The following is a 15427-nucleotide window of genomic DNA, read 5'->3' as shown; positions in this document are numbered from 1 at the left end:
GTCAGATGCTACGACGGCTCGTAGGGCGAAGCATGATGCTCGATCCATGCACCAAGCTCTTCCACGCTCATGCCACGAGCAATCCGATTCGCGAACGGATCGAGCGCCTCTTCGTCCGTAGCGCGAATCGTCAGTCGGTTGAGCTGAAGCATGAGCTTTCCACAAATCCAAGCGATCCGCTTGTTCCCGTCGACGAACGGCTGATTTTGCGCAAGCGACTGCATGAGCGCCGCCGCCTTCAAGGCGAGCGTTGGGTAAGCATCCTCGCCAAAAACGCTTTGGCCCGGTCGACCAACGGCGGATGCTAAGCCATCGCGATAACGAAGGACTGCGGGCCCGATGGTAGCCTCGTAAAACGCGATAAGGTCGTCCTCGGTGAAGTAATTCACTAAGCGTCAGCGAGCGTCTGAAGCAGCGAAGCATCCTCTTCGGCAATCGCACGCGCCATCTCGACCATGCGCTCCCGCGAGATCGGATGCGCCTCCGCATACTCTTGGATGGCATCGTCGACGATCTCGTTCACGGAGCGACGCTCGAAGGTGGCGCGCAGCTTCAATTGCTCGGCCGTCTCCTCGCTGACGTGCAGTTCAACTCGCTTCGGTGTCATCGTGATATGAGTATAACATCATCCTGGGGCCGCAAGGCTAGCGAGCGTCGATCCAGCGGACGAACGGGGCGATGCGCTGTTCGCCGCCGTGGCGGCCGGCGAGCGGCGGGTCTTGCATCGTGCCCAGCGCGGCGGCGCGCACGGCGCCCAGCCGCGCGGCGAGCGCGATCGCGGCGTCGTCGACGTGCGCGACGCCGAGTGCCTGGACGGGAAGCCGCTGCGCGGCGACGTAGGCCGCCAGGGTCGCGTCGTCGCCGCGGTAGATCGGCAGCGTACGCGCGACCAGCGGTAGCGGATCGTCGAGCGGGGCCTCGGCGACGATGGTCGCGTCGGCGGCGCGCAGCACGGCGCCGCGACCGCTCGCGGCGCGGAATGCCGCCAGCTGCCGGTAGGCGGCGGCGCGCGCGCCGCGCGCGGCGTCGATACGCCCGGCGGGAAACTCGACGGCGACGCGCTCGCACGCGGCGGCGAGCCGGACCGCGAACTCCGTGAGCTCGACGTCGTCCGCCTCGACGAACAGGGCGTGCAGCGAAAGACAGCCTTCGCCGTCGTACAGCAGCGCATCGCGCGCGATCCCCGCGAGCAGTGCCTCATCGGCAGCGGCGACCTCGGCGGCGTGCAGCCGGCCCACGCTGATCCGGTGGCCGAACGGAACGAAGCGCGTCTGGACGCCGGAGCGCGCGCGAATCGCGCGCAGCGTCTGGTCACGGCCGAACGCGACGACGACGTCGGCTCTCGCGAACAGCGCGTCTTCGCCGGGATCCTCGCCCCCGGACCAGCTGCGCGCGAGCGCCGCGTGCGCGAACGCCGGATGCTCTTCGGCGAGCGAGGCGAAGAACGCGGCCACGAGCGCGTCGCTGCGGTCCTTCACGACCAGGTCGCACTTCGCGCAGAGCGCGAAGACCGCCGGGACGAGCGCGACGCCGATCGTGGTGTCGCTGCTGACGATCACCGCGCGATCGACGCCGCGTGCCCAGCCGGACGGTGTGCCGTGGCGTGCGACCGGACCGTCGAGCGCGGCGAGGCTGCCGAGCTCGGCGACGATCGTCGCTTCGAGCGATGCGCGGGTGATGCCGAAGAAGAGGCGGTCGAGCGCGTAGTCGACGACCGGCTCGCTGTAGCCGAGCCGGTCGACGATCGCGCGCGTCGCGCGCACGCGCGGCGCGAAGTCCGCGTCGGCCCAGCGTTCGGCCGCGTCGGCCACGAACCCGACGACGCGCGCGGCCGGCAGCGCGCGCAGCGCCCCGTCGGACATCGGCTGGTTAGCCGGCGTCGTCGGCGCGCGGTTTACGCCCGGTCATGCGCGCCACCAGCGCGCGCGCCGACGCGCGGGCTCGCTCGACCCGTGTCGGCGGAGGCGGCTCGACCAAGAACGAGCCGGGGGGCTCATACGCCCACCGCTGTTCGGTCGTCTCGATCGTCACCGCGGGGCGGGCGCGGTCTTCGACCGAACGCGCGGGCGTGCGCGCGGGCGGCGGTTCGTCGCGCACGAGGTCCCCGATCTCGCGAATCGCGTCGGCGACGCGGGTCGCGTAGGTGAAAACCTCGCCGACCTCGAGCCCGCTGATGCGCAGGCCGCGCGCCCGCGGCTCGTACGCGAATTGCACCGTGATCGACTCGGGCCGCAGGCGCAGCGCCCGTTGCAGCGCGTCGACGCGATCGGGCGGAGCACCCGGATCGAGGCGAAACCGCAGCTCGACGGCGAAGCCGCCGTCGCGTTGCGGAACGGGAACGCAGCTGGTGTCGGGTGCGGCGACGCCGCGGCGTTTCGCCATCCGGCGCTCAGGCCACGGCGGTCTGTGCGCGATTGACGGCGAGCTGCAGGTCGACCAGCTCGACGGTCTCGTCGAGGACGGCGTTGCGCATCCCACGCTGCGCGGCGATGCCCTGCACGAGCTTGTCGACGCGTTCGATGTTGGGCGCGCCGGCGAACAGCGCGCGCGCCGCCGACGACGGACGGGTGAGCCCTTGCGCGGCCGAGGCGTACTTCTCGAACGGCACCAGGTCTTCGGGGACGGCGCCCAGATCGACACAGAGCGAGCGGACCCAATCGTAGACGGCCCGCGACTGATCGGGATCGTCCCAGACCGCTTCGCGGATCGCGCGCGGACCCGACGCCGTCACGCAGCGGTAGTTGCCGGTGATCAGCATCGCCCACTTCGCCAGCGGCACGAACACCGAGTCGTGCACTTTCAGCTTGACCGGCAGCTCGACGTCGCTCGCGAAGCGGCTGGCTTCGATGTCGGCCTGGAGCGTGCGCAGCATCGCGGTGTGCCCGTCGTCGTCGAAGCGCGCCGCCTTGAAGTTGGTCGGCAGCGTGACCTGGAGGACGTTGATCTCTTCGTCGGGCGGACGGAATGCCTGCGGATCGGGGCTGCACAAGGTCATCGTGGCCGGATCGAAGCTGCTCCAGACGGCCGCGTCGGTGTAGCAGTCGTGCAGCAGGCTCGTGTCGAGCCCCGGAATGCGCGCCAGGTACGGCAGCGGCGGCATGTTCATGATCGACATGCAGGGCACGCGCGTGGTCGCGACCCGGTCGAGCAGCTCACGCACCCCCGCCGAGCGGTACTGCGGCTCTTGCATCGCCAGCGCGACCAGGTCGAAGTCCGCCGGGTCGACCTCGGACGGCCCGGCCGCTCGCAGCGTCCCCGGCAGCGTGCGCGAGTCGACCTCGAGCAGCCCGTCGCGCCCCTTGATCGGCATGCGCACGCGGATGCCGCGGGCGTTGATCGCCTCGACCTCGTTGGGGAGGCAGACCAGCGTGGCGTCGTGTCCCGCCAACAGCAGCTTCGTCGCGAGGAGCGACCCATACGACGCTCCGAGGATCAAGGTCCGGTAGACGGTGCTCAAGCAGAAAGCCCTCCAGGCGAGACGCGCGGTCTGGTATACCATTCGACGGACGTTTGTCGGAAGCCCGGCAGCCGTCCGTCGCGCCGTCAGCCCCGGCGAGCCAGCAGCGTCTCGGCGTCGAGCGAGCAGCCGCGCAGCTCGGCGCCCTGCTCGCGTCCGATCAGGACGATCCCGTCCTCGACGATCGCGCCCAGATCTTCGGTCTCGATCGCGATCACGGAGCCGCGGTTGGCCAGGTCGACGTGGCGCAGGGCGCCGACGACGCCGGCCGGGACCGGCCGGCCCTCGCCGTCGACGACGATCGGTCGCAGCCACGGCGGCGGCGTCTTGACCCGCGGCTCGATCCGCCCGCGCGTGCGCGGCGCGTCATAGTACTGCGAGGACAGCTCGGTCATCCCGTACTCGGCGACGATCGAGCCGATCGGGACGCCCAGCCGCGCCGCGGCCTGTTCGTACAGCCAGGCGCGCTCGACGACCCGGGTGCGGCCCTTGAAGCCGCCCGTCTCCATGACGCGCGAGCCGGGCGGCAGCCGCAGCGCGATGCCGCGCCCGTCGAGCTCGTCGAGCAGCGCGACCAGCGCGAAGGCCGTCGTCGCGACGCAGACCGGGCTGCCGGCGTCGCTCACCGCGCGCGCGTCGTGCACGAAGCGCTCGACGTCGAGCGCGTCGTCGTGCAAGTACCAGCCCTCCTCGCCGTCGCCGCGCTCCCGCGCGACCACCCGCATCATGTAGCCCAGCGAGCTGTGCGGCCGTTCGCGCGGATCGGGGACCAGCTGCAGGTAGCGCAGTCGCGCGCCGTCGCCCAGCAACAGGCGGTCGAACGACGCCAACAGGGCCGCCTCGTACAGCCGCGGCGTGTCGAACTCGTGGCGGCCGCCGCGGCCTTGCGTCGTGCCGCTGGTCTCGAACCACAGCGCGGTCCGCTCCGGCGGAAACGTCGCCAGCCGCGCTTCCTTGAAGGCCGCGGACGGAACGGCGGGGATGTCTTCGACCCGATCCGGCAACCGGTCCGCGTCGAAGCCCAGGCTGCGCGCGTACGCCGCATACGGTGCGTCGTGCGCGACCTGAAATGCGAACAGATCGCGCGCCAGCGCGAGGAACGCCGCGTCGTCGAGCGCGTACGCGTCGATCGCCGCCAGGATGCGGGCGTCGAGCGAGGCGGCGTCGCTCACGTCAGCGGCTGCGGCGTTTGGCCGTCAGCAGCCCGGTGTTCAGGCCGCCCAACGCGAGGCCGCCGTCGAAGCGCGCCGACTCGACTTTGATGCAGCGGTCGACGACGACGTCGAGTCCCGCCTGGTCGGCCAGCCGGATCGCTTCGTCGTTGACGACCCCGTACTGGAACCAGATCGCTTTCGCGCCCACCGCGATCGCGTCGCGCACGACGTGCGGCGCTTCCTCGGGGCGGCGGAAGACGTCGACGATGTCGGGCGCGCCGTGCTCGGCGGCGTACGCGGCCAGCGTCGGGTACGAGCGCACGCCGTCGATGGCGGGCGTCGTCGGGTTGATCGGCGCGATGTCGAACTTGCCTTTGGTGCGCAAGTAGGAGAAGACGAAGTACGAGGGGCGGTCGGCCTTGGGCGAAGCGCCGACCATCGCGACGGTGTGCGAACGGTCGAGCAGCGCGCGCCGCTCGCCGGCGGTCTCGAGGATCATGCTTCCACCCGCGCGACCTTGGCCGCGGCGGCGAGCCCGCGCTCGAGATCCCAGATCAGGTCTTCCACGTCTTCGAGCCCAACCGAGAGGCGCACCGTGTCGGGCCCGATGCCGGCCGCGCGCATCTCCTCGTCGGTGAGCTGCTGGTGCGTCGTCGATGCCGGGTGGATCACCAGACTCTTGGCGTCGCCGACGTTGGCGAGATGGCTCCACAGCTCGAGCGCTTCGATGAACGCGCGGCCGGCGTCGCGGCCGCCGCGCAACCCGAAGGTGAACACGGCACCGGCGCCCAGCGGAAGGTACTTCGCCGCCAGCACCCGTTCGGGGCTGTCGGGCAGGCCGGCATACGACACCCACGCGACCTCGTCGCGCTGCGCGAGGAAGGTCGCGATCGCGCGCGCGTTGGCGACGTGCTGCGGCATCCGGACCGCCAACGTCTCCAAGCCTTGCACGAGCAGCCACGCGTTCATCGGTGAGATCGACGCGCCGACGTCGCGCAGCACCTCGGCGCGCGCGCGCATCAGGTAGGCGTACTCGCCGAACGTCTCGGCGAAGTTGATGCCGTGATAGCCGGGGCTCGGCTCGGAGAGCAGCGGATGGCGGCCCGCGCCCCACGGGAACCGGCCCGATTCGACCAGCGCGCCGCCGATGACGGTGCCGTGGCCGCCGATGAACTTCGTCGCCGAGTGGATGACGACGTCGGCGCCCCACTCGATCGGGCGGCACAGGTACGGTGAGGCGAACGTGTTGTCGACCAGAAGCGGGACGCCGGCCGCGTGCGCGACCTCGGCCAGTGCGGTCAGATCGGCGACGTTGCCGGTCGGGTTACCGATGGTCTCGGTGAAGACCGCCCGCGTGTTGGGACGAATGGCGTCCCGCACGCCCGCGACGGTGCCGCCGGGCACGAACGTCGTCGTGATGCCCATCCGCTTGAGCGTCACCGAGAACTGCGTGATCGTGCCGCCGTACAGGTTCGTCGAAGCGACGAGATGATCGCCTTCCTGCGCCAGCGCCAGCACCGCGATCAGCTGCGCGCCCAGGCCGCTGGCGGCCGCCACGGCGCCCAGGCCGCTCTCGAGGTTGGCGAGCTTCTCTTCGAACGCCGCGACGGTCGGGTTCGAGATGCGGGTGTAGATGTTGCCGTAGGTGCGCAGCGCGAACAGCTCGGCCGCGTGCTCGGTCGAGTCGAAGACGAAGCTGGTCGAGAGATGCAACGGGAGCGCGCGCGCCCCCGTCTCCGCGTCCGGTGGTGTCCCGGCGTGCAGCGCGCGCGTGCGGAACCCGAACGCCCGGTCGCTCACCGCCTCAGATGACTCCCTTGTCCCGTGACGCTTTGCGGTGGCCCGCCGTGAACGGGACGCCGGGCGCCGGTGTCGCCGTGCTTCCGGGCGGCACGGCGGTCAGTAGGCCGACCATGTCGGAGAAGTTCTCCACGTAGCCCGAGAGGGTGAACGTCGCGTGGGCGTCGGTGCCGCTCAGCTTGAACAGGCGGCCGTCGAAGCTGCCGGTGAACGTCGAGGTTTCCTTGCCCTTCTTTTCGCCGCGTACCCACGTGCCGCTCAACTGGTCACCTTTTTGGGTGATGTAGAGGTGCGAGTAGGTCGTGCGGGCGCCGTTGAGCGGCTGGATCGCCATCTCCCACACCCCGTCGAGCGTCGAGAACTGCGGTGGTTCGGGCGTCTCGCTGGGGCTCGCCTCGGGGGAGGCGGCAGGCCTGCCGCGGCGGCCGCGACCGCGTTCGGGGGCGGCGCTGGGCGAGGGCGACGGCAGCGCGACGGGCGGTGCCGAATAGGCCGGCACCGGTGTGCCTAACAGGACGCCCGGGGTCGCCTGATTGTTCGGCGGGGGCGGCGTCGGGGGTGCGCTTTGGGCGGCGGCCTGTCCGACCTGGACTGCGGCGCCGGCGCCAAGGGCAAGGGCGGCGAGCCCGACGAGCACGAGCTGACGAACGTTCAACGGGACCTCTTCATCGACATGGAGACGTAACGGGGGCGAACGGCTCTCTGTTCGCAGCCGGGACCGTCGATCATGCCGACGCGGTCCGTCCGCTTGCTTCCTTCTGCCATCACAATCGCTAAACGTCCGACTTCGGTCGTTGCAGGGGAAGGCATCCGCGCGGACGGCGGGTATGTATCGCCTACTCGCCGGGTGTCCGTATGGGCGTCCCGACGTCCTTTCCACTATTCGTTTGCCTACGAGGTGCGGCGTTTGCATATCCAGCGCGTCCTCTTGTGCGTCGGCGTCGCGTTGCTCTTAGCCGGTTGCGGCGGCAGCTCGACGTCAGCACCCAATCCCAACCCGGTCTCGACACCGGGGAGCGATCGTCCCAACGCGAGCGGTCTGAACGCGAGCTACACGGGCGCGCTCTCGGAGACCGACACCAACAATCTCATCAGCTCTTCGCCCGTCACCATGACGATGGCGTCGACCGCGGTTGCGAACGTCACCGCCACGGGCACCAGCTCGAACACGACGTTCACGTCCACCGAGACGGACACCGGCACGTTGGCGACGACGACGACGACGACGGCCGCGACCGTGGCCTACACGCAGTCGGGCGGTTCGACGCAACTGCGCGAGTCCAAGGTCGTGGCGTCCGACTCCGACGGCGTCACCTACACGACCGTGTACGGTGCGAACAACGGGCTGATCGACGTGATCCCGGAAGCGACCGGAACGTTCAACAACGATGCGACCCTCTCGTACACCGAGTCGGATCCCGGCATCTCGTCGGCGACCGCGGCGGCGGGCGTCGACTGCCCGAGCGCGGGCGGGACCGTCAGCATCGACCGCGAGCAACTCGCGGACGGCTCGTACACGCAGTGCAACGGCGCGCTCTCTGATGGCGGAAGCTGGGTCGACAACGTCGCCATCGAGACCGGACCACTGAGTTCGCCCGCCGCGGCTGCCTTCACCGGGACGCTCGCGCTGAACTCACTCGCGGGTGGCCGCCTCTTCACGTTCGGGGCGCCGACCGGCGGTAACATCACCTACACGTACTACAACGGCGTGTCGGGCGCGACGTCGTCGACGACGGTGCCGGACTGGATCCCCGCCACGCAAACCCAGCCGTCGATGGAGACCGACACGATCACGACCGGCGCGACGCTGGACCCGACCTGCGCCACCTCGTACACCGGCACGGCCAACAAGGTCACGCAGACGGTTACGACGGCCGACGCCGTGTTCGGGACGCTCGAGACGAAGACGACCTCGGCGTACGACATCGCCGGACCGGGCACGGTCTGCACGGTCGCCAGCGACACCATCGAAACGTTCTACGACTACAGCAGCTCGGAAGGCGGTTCCCCACGGCTCTTCCCGTCCGGTTCCGCGACGGTGCCGGCTGAGGTGATCGCGATCACCGAGACGCTTTCGTTGAAGGCGACGAACGCGCAGAGCCTGAGCACCGAACGTGCGACGGCGGCGCTGCAGGGCGGCGTCGTGCTGCCGCGCGCGCTGGCGCTCTCGCACGTCGAGCACCTCGCTCATCAGGCGCTCAAACGCCGCCTGGCGGCGATGAGCCACCGCGGAGGTTCTGTCAAGTGATGCGCTCCCTTGCAATCACGCGGCGTCTGGTGGCGCTCGCGCTCGTCGGCGGCCTCGCGGCCTGCTCCGGCGGCGGCGGCGGCGCGCACGCGGTGCCCTCCACCGGCTCGAACAACGTCGGTCCGTCGACGCCCTCGGCGGCCCTGACGCGCACGCTCAAACCGAGCGCGAAGTTCACCTCGACCGCCAAGCTGACGGGCTCCGCGATGAACATCGGCGGCCTGGTCATGCACGTCGTCGTCAACCAGCGCAACGCCGCAGGGCTGATCGCCTACGCGGCCGCCGCGAACAAGCCGGGCAGCGGCACGTACCGTCAGTTCCTGACGGCCAGCCAAATCGGCGACATGTTCGGGGCGTCGAAGAGCGACTACGTCACCGTCGCGAACTACTTCGGGTCGTACGGCCTCAAGGTCGGCGGCTTCCCGCAGCGCTTGGCGCTCACGGTCGCCGGCACGCCGGCACAGTTCGCGCAAGCGCTCGGAACGACGTTCTCGTTCTACAAGAGCTCCGAAGGACACACGTTGATCGCGCCGACCGGCAACATCACGTTCACCAAGGCGCTCCCCGTAACGGACATCGCGGACGCGGTCATCGATCTGCAGGCCAAGCACCGGCAGTTCGTCCAGGGCGCCAGCGGCGGCCCGCAGATGAACTCGACCGGCGGCAACACGCCGCAGCAGATCGCGCGCGCCTTCGACTACACCAGCGCGTACGCGGCCGGCTACACCGGCACCGGCATCTCGATCGGGATCATCGGCACCGGACCGATCGACGCGACGTTCGGATACAACGACTTCAAGGTCTTCCACTCGACGTACGGGTTCCCGGGCGGCGGCGTCGCCGGCGGCTCCGGCACGCTGACCGAGGTTCCCGTGCTCTCGCAGAACGCGCTGAACAGCTTGGGCTGGGGCTACGCGGGCTCGCCGACGGCGACGCCGCCGCCGGTAACCGCGCCGTGCAATCAGGCCAGCAGCCCGTATACGGATCCGTCGGAGTCGCCGACGGCGACCTGCAATCCCGAGGACTACGAGGCGCAGATCGACACCGAGCAAGCCTCGCTCGCGTACAACGCCAACATCCTGTTCTACTTGGCGTACGTGCCGGTCGAATGCGGCGACGGCGCGGCGGATTGCTCGCCCGACCCGAGCACCGGCCTGGGCTACGACTATCAGGGTCTGGCGGAGTCCGACGACGAGATCCAGCAGGCAATCGCGGACAACACGGCCGACGTGCTCTCGCTGAGCTACGGCGGTCCCGAGATGCTCAACGGGTTCTACAACCAGAACGTCGGCGGCGCGTACGACCCCGTCGGGTTCGGCCCCTCGGAGTTCGCGGCGCTGGCGGCGGAAGGCATCGCGGTGTTCGTCTCCTCCGGCGATCAAGGCGAAGTCGGCTGCGCGCCGTACTCGCTCTCGCTCGAGAACACGCCGTGCGTCTCGTATCCGTCGGGCGACGTCAGCGTGACCTCGGTCGGCGGCGTCTTCGTCCCGCTCAACAACGCCGGACAGTACACCGGGCCGATCACGGCCTGGGGTACGCAGACCAACTCCGGCGGTGCGAGCGGCGGCGGAACGTCCACCGTCACCCCGGTGCCGCCGTGGCAGACCGGCACCAACGTGCCGACCTCGGGCCGCTCGCAACCCGACATCTCGCTGGAAGGCGATCCGTACAGCGGCGTCGGCGTGCTGGCCAACACGGACTTCACCGGCGCAACGGTGTCGACGTACGGCGGCACCAGCGTCGCGGCGCCGGAAGCGGCGGCCATGTGGGCACTCGTGCTCCAGGCCTGCTCGCAGGCGCCGTCGTGCGCGAAGGCGACCGGGGCCAAGCCCTATCGCCTGGGCAACGCGGCGCCGTACTTCTACGGCATCTACAACAACGCGACGGAGTACCCGTTCTCGTTCTACGACGTGACCTTCGGGACCAACACCATGCCGGGTTGCGAAGTCAACGGAACGTGCAGCGGGGCGACCCCGTATCCCACGCCGACGGTACAGTACACGGCCGGCGTCGGCTACGACCTGGTAACCGGTATCGGGGTGCCGTTCGCTCGCCACCTCATCCAAACGGTGGTCGGCGTCTAGCGCCACCCACCGGACCAAGCAGGCAGGCGGGCCCTGGGAAGCAATTCCCGGGGCCCTCTTGCGCCCGGTGATAAGATAGGGGGGCTGTGAAGACCCAGGGCCACCCCAAATGGTATCCGGAAGCCAAGGTAACGTGCGCTTGCGGTGCCTCGTTCACCACCGGTTCGACCGTGCCGACGATTGCGGTCGAAGTGTGCTCGCAATGCCACCCGCTCTACACCGGGCAGCAGAAGTTCCTCGACACCGCGGGCCGCGTCGACAAGTTCAATCAGCGCGTGGCGATGGCCGACAAGAAGAAGGCCGAAGCCGCCGCTCGCAAGACGCGCAAGAAGGCCGACCAGGAAACCGTTCCCGCGTCCGTTTAACGGCGCCCGTTCGTCTCCGGAAGCGAGCCGCAGTGCGGCTCGCTTCTTTTCTTCCCCGACCATCCATATGCAGCACACCGATCGCCTCGAGACGCTCTCGAAACGCTTCGCCGAAATCGACGCCGCGCTCGCCGACACGAGCGGCGGCTTCGATCAGGCACGCTTCACGGCGCTGACCAAGGAGCGTGCCGCGATCGAGCCGACCGTCGTCGTGTTTCGCGAGCTGGAGGCGCTGCTGCGCACGATCGCCGAGAACGACGCGCTGCGTGCCGACAAGAGCGACCCGGAGCTGGCCGCGCTGGCGGAAGAAGAGGCCGGCGAGCTGCGCGAGCGACGCCGCGCGCTCGAGGAGCAGCTGCAGGAGCTGCTGCTGCCGCGCGATCCCAACGACGACAAGGACGTCTTCATCGAGATTCGCGCCGGCGCCGGCGGCGACGAGGCCGGCATTTTCGCCGGCGACTTGCTGCGCATGTACACGCGCTTTGCCGAATCGAAGCGGATGCGAGTCGAGCTGCTGAGCGAGAGCGAGAACGAGGCCGGCGGCTACAAAGAAGTCGTCATCGCGGTCAAAGGCGGCGAGCCGTATCGCTGGTTCAAGTACGAGTCCGGCGTGCACCGTGTGCAGCGCGTCCCCGCCACCGAGGCGGCCGGCCGCATCCACACCTCGACCGCGACGGTCGCCGTGCTGCCGGAAGTCGAAGACGACGGCGCGATCGAGATTCGCCCGAGCGACCTGGAGATCGACACCTTCAAGGCGTCCGGCGCGGGCGGACAGCACGTCAACAAGACCGAGTCGGCAATCCGCATCACGCACAAACCGACGGGGATCGTCGTCTCGTGCAGCGAGGAGCGCTCGCAGCTGCAGAACCGCGAGCGCGCGATGGGGATGCTGCGCGCGCAGCTGGCCGAGCGCCAGCGGCGCGAGCGCGAGGAAGCCGAGGGCGCGCTGCGGCGCAGCCAGGTCGGCACCGGGGACCGCAGCGAGAAGATCCGCACCTACAACTACCCGCAGGACCGCATCACCGACCACCGCATCAACCAGAACTTCCAGAACATCAAGGCGATCCTCGACGGCGACATGGACAAGCTGGTCGTCGAGCTCCAAAAGGACGAGAAGGCTCGGCTGCTGGCCGGCGAACCCTCCGTGGCGTGAGGATTCTCGTCACGTTCGCCCTGGGCGCCGCCTTGGCGTGCGCCGGCACCCTGGCCGCCGCGGCGCAGCCCGCCCCGGGCCCCTCGCCGACGATGGAGATGGACAACCGTTACGGCGGCGACGCCTACTACGGCGCGCCGGATCTCGAGGCCACCGCGGCCTTCGTCAAGGCGGGCGGCGGGCCGAATGCCTTCGACGTGCGGGTCGCCCTGCGCGCCATCGCCGGTGACAAACTCTACGACGCCGAAGTTGCGAAGCTCTCGAAGCAGTACGGCAGCGACGCGGTCGTCACGTGGGTGACGGTGTGGAACTTTCTGATCCCCGAGGCGCTGCAGCGTGCGACCGCCGCCGGGGTGGCCTTACCGCCGACGACGCTCTCCGGTACGGCGCTGGCGGCACGGCTCGTGCACGACGGCGACAACGACGGCACGTTCTGGACCGGCTACATGCTCGATCGCCTGGTCACGCACGGGATTCACGACGCCGACATGGACGCGATCGAAGCGAAGTACGGCAAGCAGACCGACGAGCTATATCACAAGATGACGAACCAGGCGATGTTCGATCTGGCCGGCGCGCTCGGCGCGCACGTCGCGTTGGCGGACGAGCACTGATGGCCGCCGACCTCGCGACCCTGGTCGGCACGAGCCGCACCTCGCCCTGGTTCACCGTCGAGCAAGGCGCGGTCACCGCGTTCGGCGAGCTGACCGGCGACCGCAATCCGCTCCACCTCGATCCCGTCTGGTGCGCGCAGCATAGTCCCTTCGGCCGCACCATCGCGCACGGTTTCTACACGACCTCGCTGCTGGTGCAGTTGGCGGCGGACGCCGGTCCGCTCGATCTTCCGGCCGGCATGGTGGGCTTGAACTACGGTTTCGACCGCTTGCGGCTGGTCGCGCCGGTGCCGGTCGGATCGCGCGTCCGGGGCGTCTTCACGGTCGCCTCGATCGAGCCGCGCGGCGACGGACAGCTGCAGCTCAAGCAGAACGTCGAAGTCCAGGTCGAGGGCGCCGAGCGGCCCGCGCTGGTCGCCGAGTGGCTGACGATGCTGGTCGGAGCGCCCGCCTGACATGCGCGCGATTCAAGTGCACACGCTCGGCCATCCGCGCGAGCTGGTGCTGGCCGAGGTTCCCGCCCCGGCGCCCAAGCCCGGCGAGATCGCGCTCGAGGTGTATGCCGCGGGCGTGAACTTTCCCGACGCGTTGCTCGCGCAAGGCAAGTATCAGGACAAGCCGCCGCTGCCGTTCACGCTCGGCGTCGAAGTCGCCGGCGTGGTGAACGCGCTCGGTGAGGGGGTCACCGACTTCGCCGTCGGCGACCGGGTCGGCGCGCTCCCGAGCGCGGGCGCGTTCGCCGAGGCGACGACCGCGCTGGCCGCGCGCAGCGTGAAGCTGCCCGACGATCTCGACTTCGTCACCGCGGCCGGGATGATCATGACCTACGGCACCGCCTATCACGGGCTGGTCGATCGTGGCCGTCTGCGCGCGGGCGACCGGCTCGCGGTCACCGGCGCCGGCGGGGGCGTCGGCACGGCGGCCGTCGACATCGGTCAGGCGCTGGGCGCGAAGGTGCTCGGGATCGTCGGTTCCGAGGCCAAGCTCGGCGCCGCGCGCGACGCCGGCGCCGCGCACGTGCTGGTCGACGGCGAAGATCTCGCCGAGCGCGTGAAGACGACCATCGGCGCGCTCGACGTCCTGTTCGACAACGTCGGCGGCGATCAGTTCGACGCGCTGGTGCGCACGCTCGACTGGAACGCGCGCGCACTGATCGTCGGCTTCACCAGCGGCCGCATCCCGGCGATCCCGGCGAACCGGTTGCTGCTGCGCGAGAGCGAGGCGCTGGGCGTCTACTGGGGCCCCTGGAGTGCGAAGAACCCAGCCGCGAACCGCGAGAACTTCGCAGCGATGTTCGGTCTGCGACGCAACGGCACGCTGCGCCCGCGCGTGCACGAACGATACACACTGGCCAACGCCCCGGCTGCCGTCGAAGCGCTGATGGACCGCAAGCTGGTCGGCAAAGCCGTCGTCGTCGTCCGCGATTGACGCGATGACGATCGGCGAAGCGCTGCGCGACGCCGCGGTGCGCTTGGAGCCCGTCGGCGGGACGGGGCGGCTCGACGCGGCGTTCCTGCTGGCGTTCGCCGGCGGCGTCACCCGGCAGGAGATGATCGCGCACCGCGACCGCGAGCTCGACCCCGACGTCGCCGAGCGGTTCGCGGCGGTGGTCGAACGTCGTGCGGCCGGCGAACCGCTGGCGTACGTGACCGGCGAGGCGGGCTTCCACGGCCGCATGTTCGGCGTCGACCGACGCGTGCTCGTCCCGCGCCCGGAAACGGAGCTGGCGGTCGAGTGGGCCGTTCGGCACGTGCGTGCGATCGGCCGTGAAGGCGGGAAGGCCGCGGACATCGGCACCGGCAGCGGCGCGATCGCCGTCACGCTGGCGGCCGAGCTGCCGGACCTGAGCGTGTACGCGAGCGACGTCTCGGCGGACGCACTCGACGTCGCGCGCCGCAACGCCGCGCGCAACAACGTGTTTCAGCACGTCACGTTCGTGCGTGGCGACCTCGCCGCGCCGTTGTTGCCGTTCGCACCGTTCGACGCGCTGGTCGCGAACCTGCCGTACGTCCCATCGGCCGCGTGTGCGCCGCCGCCCGATCCGGTGTCGTTCGAGCCGCTGCTCGCGCGCGACGGTGGCGGCGACGGACTCGATCTCTACCGCCGCCTATTGCCGGATTTGCCGCACCTGATCGCGCCGCGGGGCATCGCCATCCTCGAAGCCGGCCCCGCGAACGCGAGCACGCTCGAAACGCTCGTGCGCGAGTGGCTGCCGACCGCCGGCGTCGAAACGATCCGCGACTACGCCGATCTCGACCGCTTCGTCGTCGCCGTCGTTCCGTAACCCTCCGAATGGACGACTAAAGCAACCGAGCGTCTGACGGATCGGCCGGCCGCGGCGGGTCCCAGGAGCGGACTCGGCGAAGCGCAGCATCCCCCATGGCGAAATTTATCTTCTTTACCGGCGGGGTGGTCAGTTCGCTCGGGAAAGGGATAACCGCCGCCTCATTGGGGAGGCTCTTGAAGAGCCGCGGCGTCTCGGTGTCGATCCAGAAGCTCGACCCGTACATCAACGTCGACGCCGGCACCATGAACCCGTATCAGCACGGGGA

General features: G+C 69.8%; 17 protein-coding genes. 8 read left to right on the top strand and 9 right to left on the bottom strand.

The annotated features are described in order from the left end of the window. Positions 1-8: 8 nt before the first annotated feature. The 9 genes from VMD91_16440 to VMD91_16400 all read right to left on the bottom strand — a co-directional run bounded on the left by VMD91_16440 (position 9) and on the right by VMD91_16400 (position 7066). The gene (locus tag VMD91_16440; GenBank protein HTW85660.1) at positions 9-389 is read right to left on the bottom strand and encodes a Fic family protein; all 381 of its coding nucleotides are present in this window, start codon (positions 387-389) and stop codon (positions 9-11) included. Next, on the bottom strand, positions 389-607 hold the full coding sequence (locus VMD91_16435; GenBank protein ID HTW85659.1) for a hypothetical protein: 219 nt from the start codon (positions 605-607) through the stop codon (positions 389-391). Before VMD91_16435 ends, VMD91_16440 begins: the two co-directional genes overlap by 1 nt. Positions 608-644: 37 nt before the next feature. After that, positions 645-1862 carry an acyl-CoA reductase gene (locus VMD91_16430; GenBank protein HTW85658.1) on the bottom strand — a complete coding sequence of 406 codons (1218 nt, stop codon included), beginning with the start codon at positions 1860-1862 and terminating at the stop codon, positions 645-647. Positions 1863-1869: 7 nt separating this feature from the next. After that, complete coding sequence (locus VMD91_16425) at positions 1870-2382, bottom strand: hypothetical protein (protein ID HTW85657.1); 513 nt, start codon at positions 2380-2382, stop codon at positions 1870-1872. A gap of 7 nt (positions 2383-2389) precedes the next feature. Next, the gene (locus tag VMD91_16420; protein HTW85656.1) at positions 2390-3457 is read right to left on the bottom strand and encodes a hypothetical protein; all 1068 of its coding nucleotides are present in this window, start codon (positions 3455-3457) and stop codon (positions 2390-2392) included. 86 nt (positions 3458-3543) lie between these two features. Continuing rightward, the gene (locus VMD91_16415; protein ID HTW85655.1) at positions 3544-4629 is read right to left on the bottom strand and encodes a hypothetical protein; all 1086 of its coding nucleotides are present in this window, start codon (positions 4627-4629) and stop codon (positions 3544-3546) included. Between the two features lies 1 nt (position 4630). Beyond that, entirely contained in the window at positions 4631-5110 is a 480-nt protein-coding gene (locus VMD91_16410) for a CoA-binding protein (protein ID HTW85654.1), read from the bottom strand. After that, positions 5107-6411, bottom strand: coding sequence for an O-acetylhomoserine aminocarboxypropyltransferase/cysteine synthase family protein (locus VMD91_16405; GenBank protein ID HTW85653.1), 1305 nt, complete (start codon positions 6409-6411; stop codon positions 5107-5109). Before VMD91_16405 ends, VMD91_16410 begins: the two co-directional genes overlap by 4 nt. 4 nt (positions 6412-6415) lie before the next feature. Then, complete coding sequence (locus VMD91_16400; GenBank protein ID HTW85652.1) at positions 6416-7066, bottom strand: hypothetical protein; 651 nt, start codon at positions 7064-7066, stop codon at positions 6416-6418. Positions 7067-7309: 243 nt separating this feature from the next. Between VMD91_16400 and VMD91_16395 the strand changes: the two genes are divergently transcribed. The 8 genes from VMD91_16395 (at position 7310) to prmC (ending at position 15159) form a co-directional block, all read left to right on the top strand. Further along, entirely contained in the window at positions 7310-8659 is a 1350-nt protein-coding gene (locus VMD91_16395) for a hypothetical protein (protein HTW85651.1), read from the top strand. Further along, entirely contained in the window at positions 8659-10743 is a 2085-nt protein-coding gene (locus VMD91_16390; GenBank protein HTW85650.1) for a protease pro-enzyme activation domain-containing protein, read from the top strand. Before VMD91_16395 ends, VMD91_16390 begins: the two co-directional genes overlap by 1 nt. Positions 10744-10829: 86 nt before the next feature. After that, positions 10830-11108, top strand: a complete 279-nt coding sequence (gene rpmE / locus VMD91_16385; GenBank protein HTW85649.1) for a 50S ribosomal protein L31 — start codon at positions 10830-10832, stop codon at positions 11106-11108. A 67-nt stretch (positions 11109-11175) separates the two neighbouring features. Then, positions 11176-12261: a peptide chain release factor 1 gene (prfA, locus tag VMD91_16380; protein ID HTW85648.1), complete on the top strand. Its 1086-nt coding sequence runs from the start codon at positions 11176-11178 to the stop codon at positions 12259-12261. Beyond that, positions 12258-12875, top strand: a complete 618-nt coding sequence (locus tag VMD91_16375; protein ID HTW85647.1) for a hypothetical protein — start codon at positions 12258-12260, stop codon at positions 12873-12875. The genes prfA and VMD91_16375 overlap by 4 nt, the downstream gene beginning before the upstream one ends. Then, positions 12875-13330: a MaoC family dehydratase gene (locus VMD91_16370; protein ID HTW85646.1), complete on the top strand. Its 456-nt coding sequence runs from the start codon at positions 12875-12877 to the stop codon at positions 13328-13330. Before VMD91_16375 ends, VMD91_16370 begins: the two co-directional genes overlap by 1 nt. Before the next feature lies 1 nt (position 13331). After that, a complete protein-coding gene (locus tag VMD91_16365) occupies positions 13332-14303 on the top strand; it encodes an NADPH:quinone oxidoreductase family protein (GenBank protein ID HTW85645.1) in 972 nt (323 codons plus the stop codon). A gap of 4 nt (positions 14304-14307) precedes the next feature. Then, the gene (gene prmC / locus VMD91_16360) at positions 14308-15159 is read left to right on the top strand and encodes a peptide chain release factor N(5)-glutamine methyltransferase (GenBank protein ID HTW85644.1); all 852 of its coding nucleotides are present in this window, start codon (positions 14308-14310) and stop codon (positions 15157-15159) included. Positions 15160-15427 lie beyond the last annotated feature (268 nt).

The sequence above is a fragment of the Candidatus Sulfotelmatobacter sp. genome, assembly GCA_035504415.1.
Taxonomy (GTDB): Bacteria; Vulcanimicrobiota; Vulcanimicrobiia; order Vulcanimicrobiales; family Vulcanimicrobiaceae; genus Vulcanimicrobium.
Note: the sequence above shows the minus strand (reverse complement) of the source record. Positions and strands in the feature narration are given on the sequence as shown.

Excerpts from the sequence above, each read along its gene's own strand:
- VMD91_16435 (HTW85659.1), bottom strand. The coding sequence starts at position 607 with ATGACACCGAAGCGAGTTGAACTGCACGTCAGCGAGGAGACGGCCGAG.
- VMD91_16430 (HTW85658.1), bottom strand. The coding sequence starts at position 1,862 with ATGTCCGACGGGGCGCTGCGCGCGCTGCCGGCCGCGCGCGTCGTCGGG.
- VMD91_16425 (HTW85657.1), bottom strand. The coding sequence starts at position 2,382 with ATGGCGAAACGCCGCGGCGTCGCCGCACCCGACACCAGCTGCGTTCCC.
- VMD91_16410 (HTW85654.1), bottom strand. The coding sequence starts at position 5,110 with ATGATCCTCGAGACCGCCGGCGAGCGGCGCGCGCTGCTCGACCGTTCG.
- VMD91_16390 (HTW85650.1), top strand. The coding sequence starts at position 8,659 with ATGCGCTCCCTTGCAATCACGCGGCGTCTGGTGGCGCTCGCGCTCGTC.
- prfA (HTW85648.1), top strand. The coding sequence starts at position 11,176 with ATGCAGCACACCGATCGCCTCGAGACGCTCTCGAAACGCTTCGCCGAA.
- VMD91_16370 (HTW85646.1), top strand. The coding sequence starts at position 12,875 with ATGGCCGCCGACCTCGCGACCCTGGTCGGCACGAGCCGCACCTCGCCC.
- VMD91_16365 (HTW85645.1), top strand. The coding sequence starts at position 13,332 with ATGCGCGCGATTCAAGTGCACACGCTCGGCCATCCGCGCGAGCTGGTG.
- prmC (HTW85644.1), top strand. The coding sequence starts at position 14,308 with ATGACGATCGGCGAAGCGCTGCGCGACGCCGCGGTGCGCTTGGAGCCC.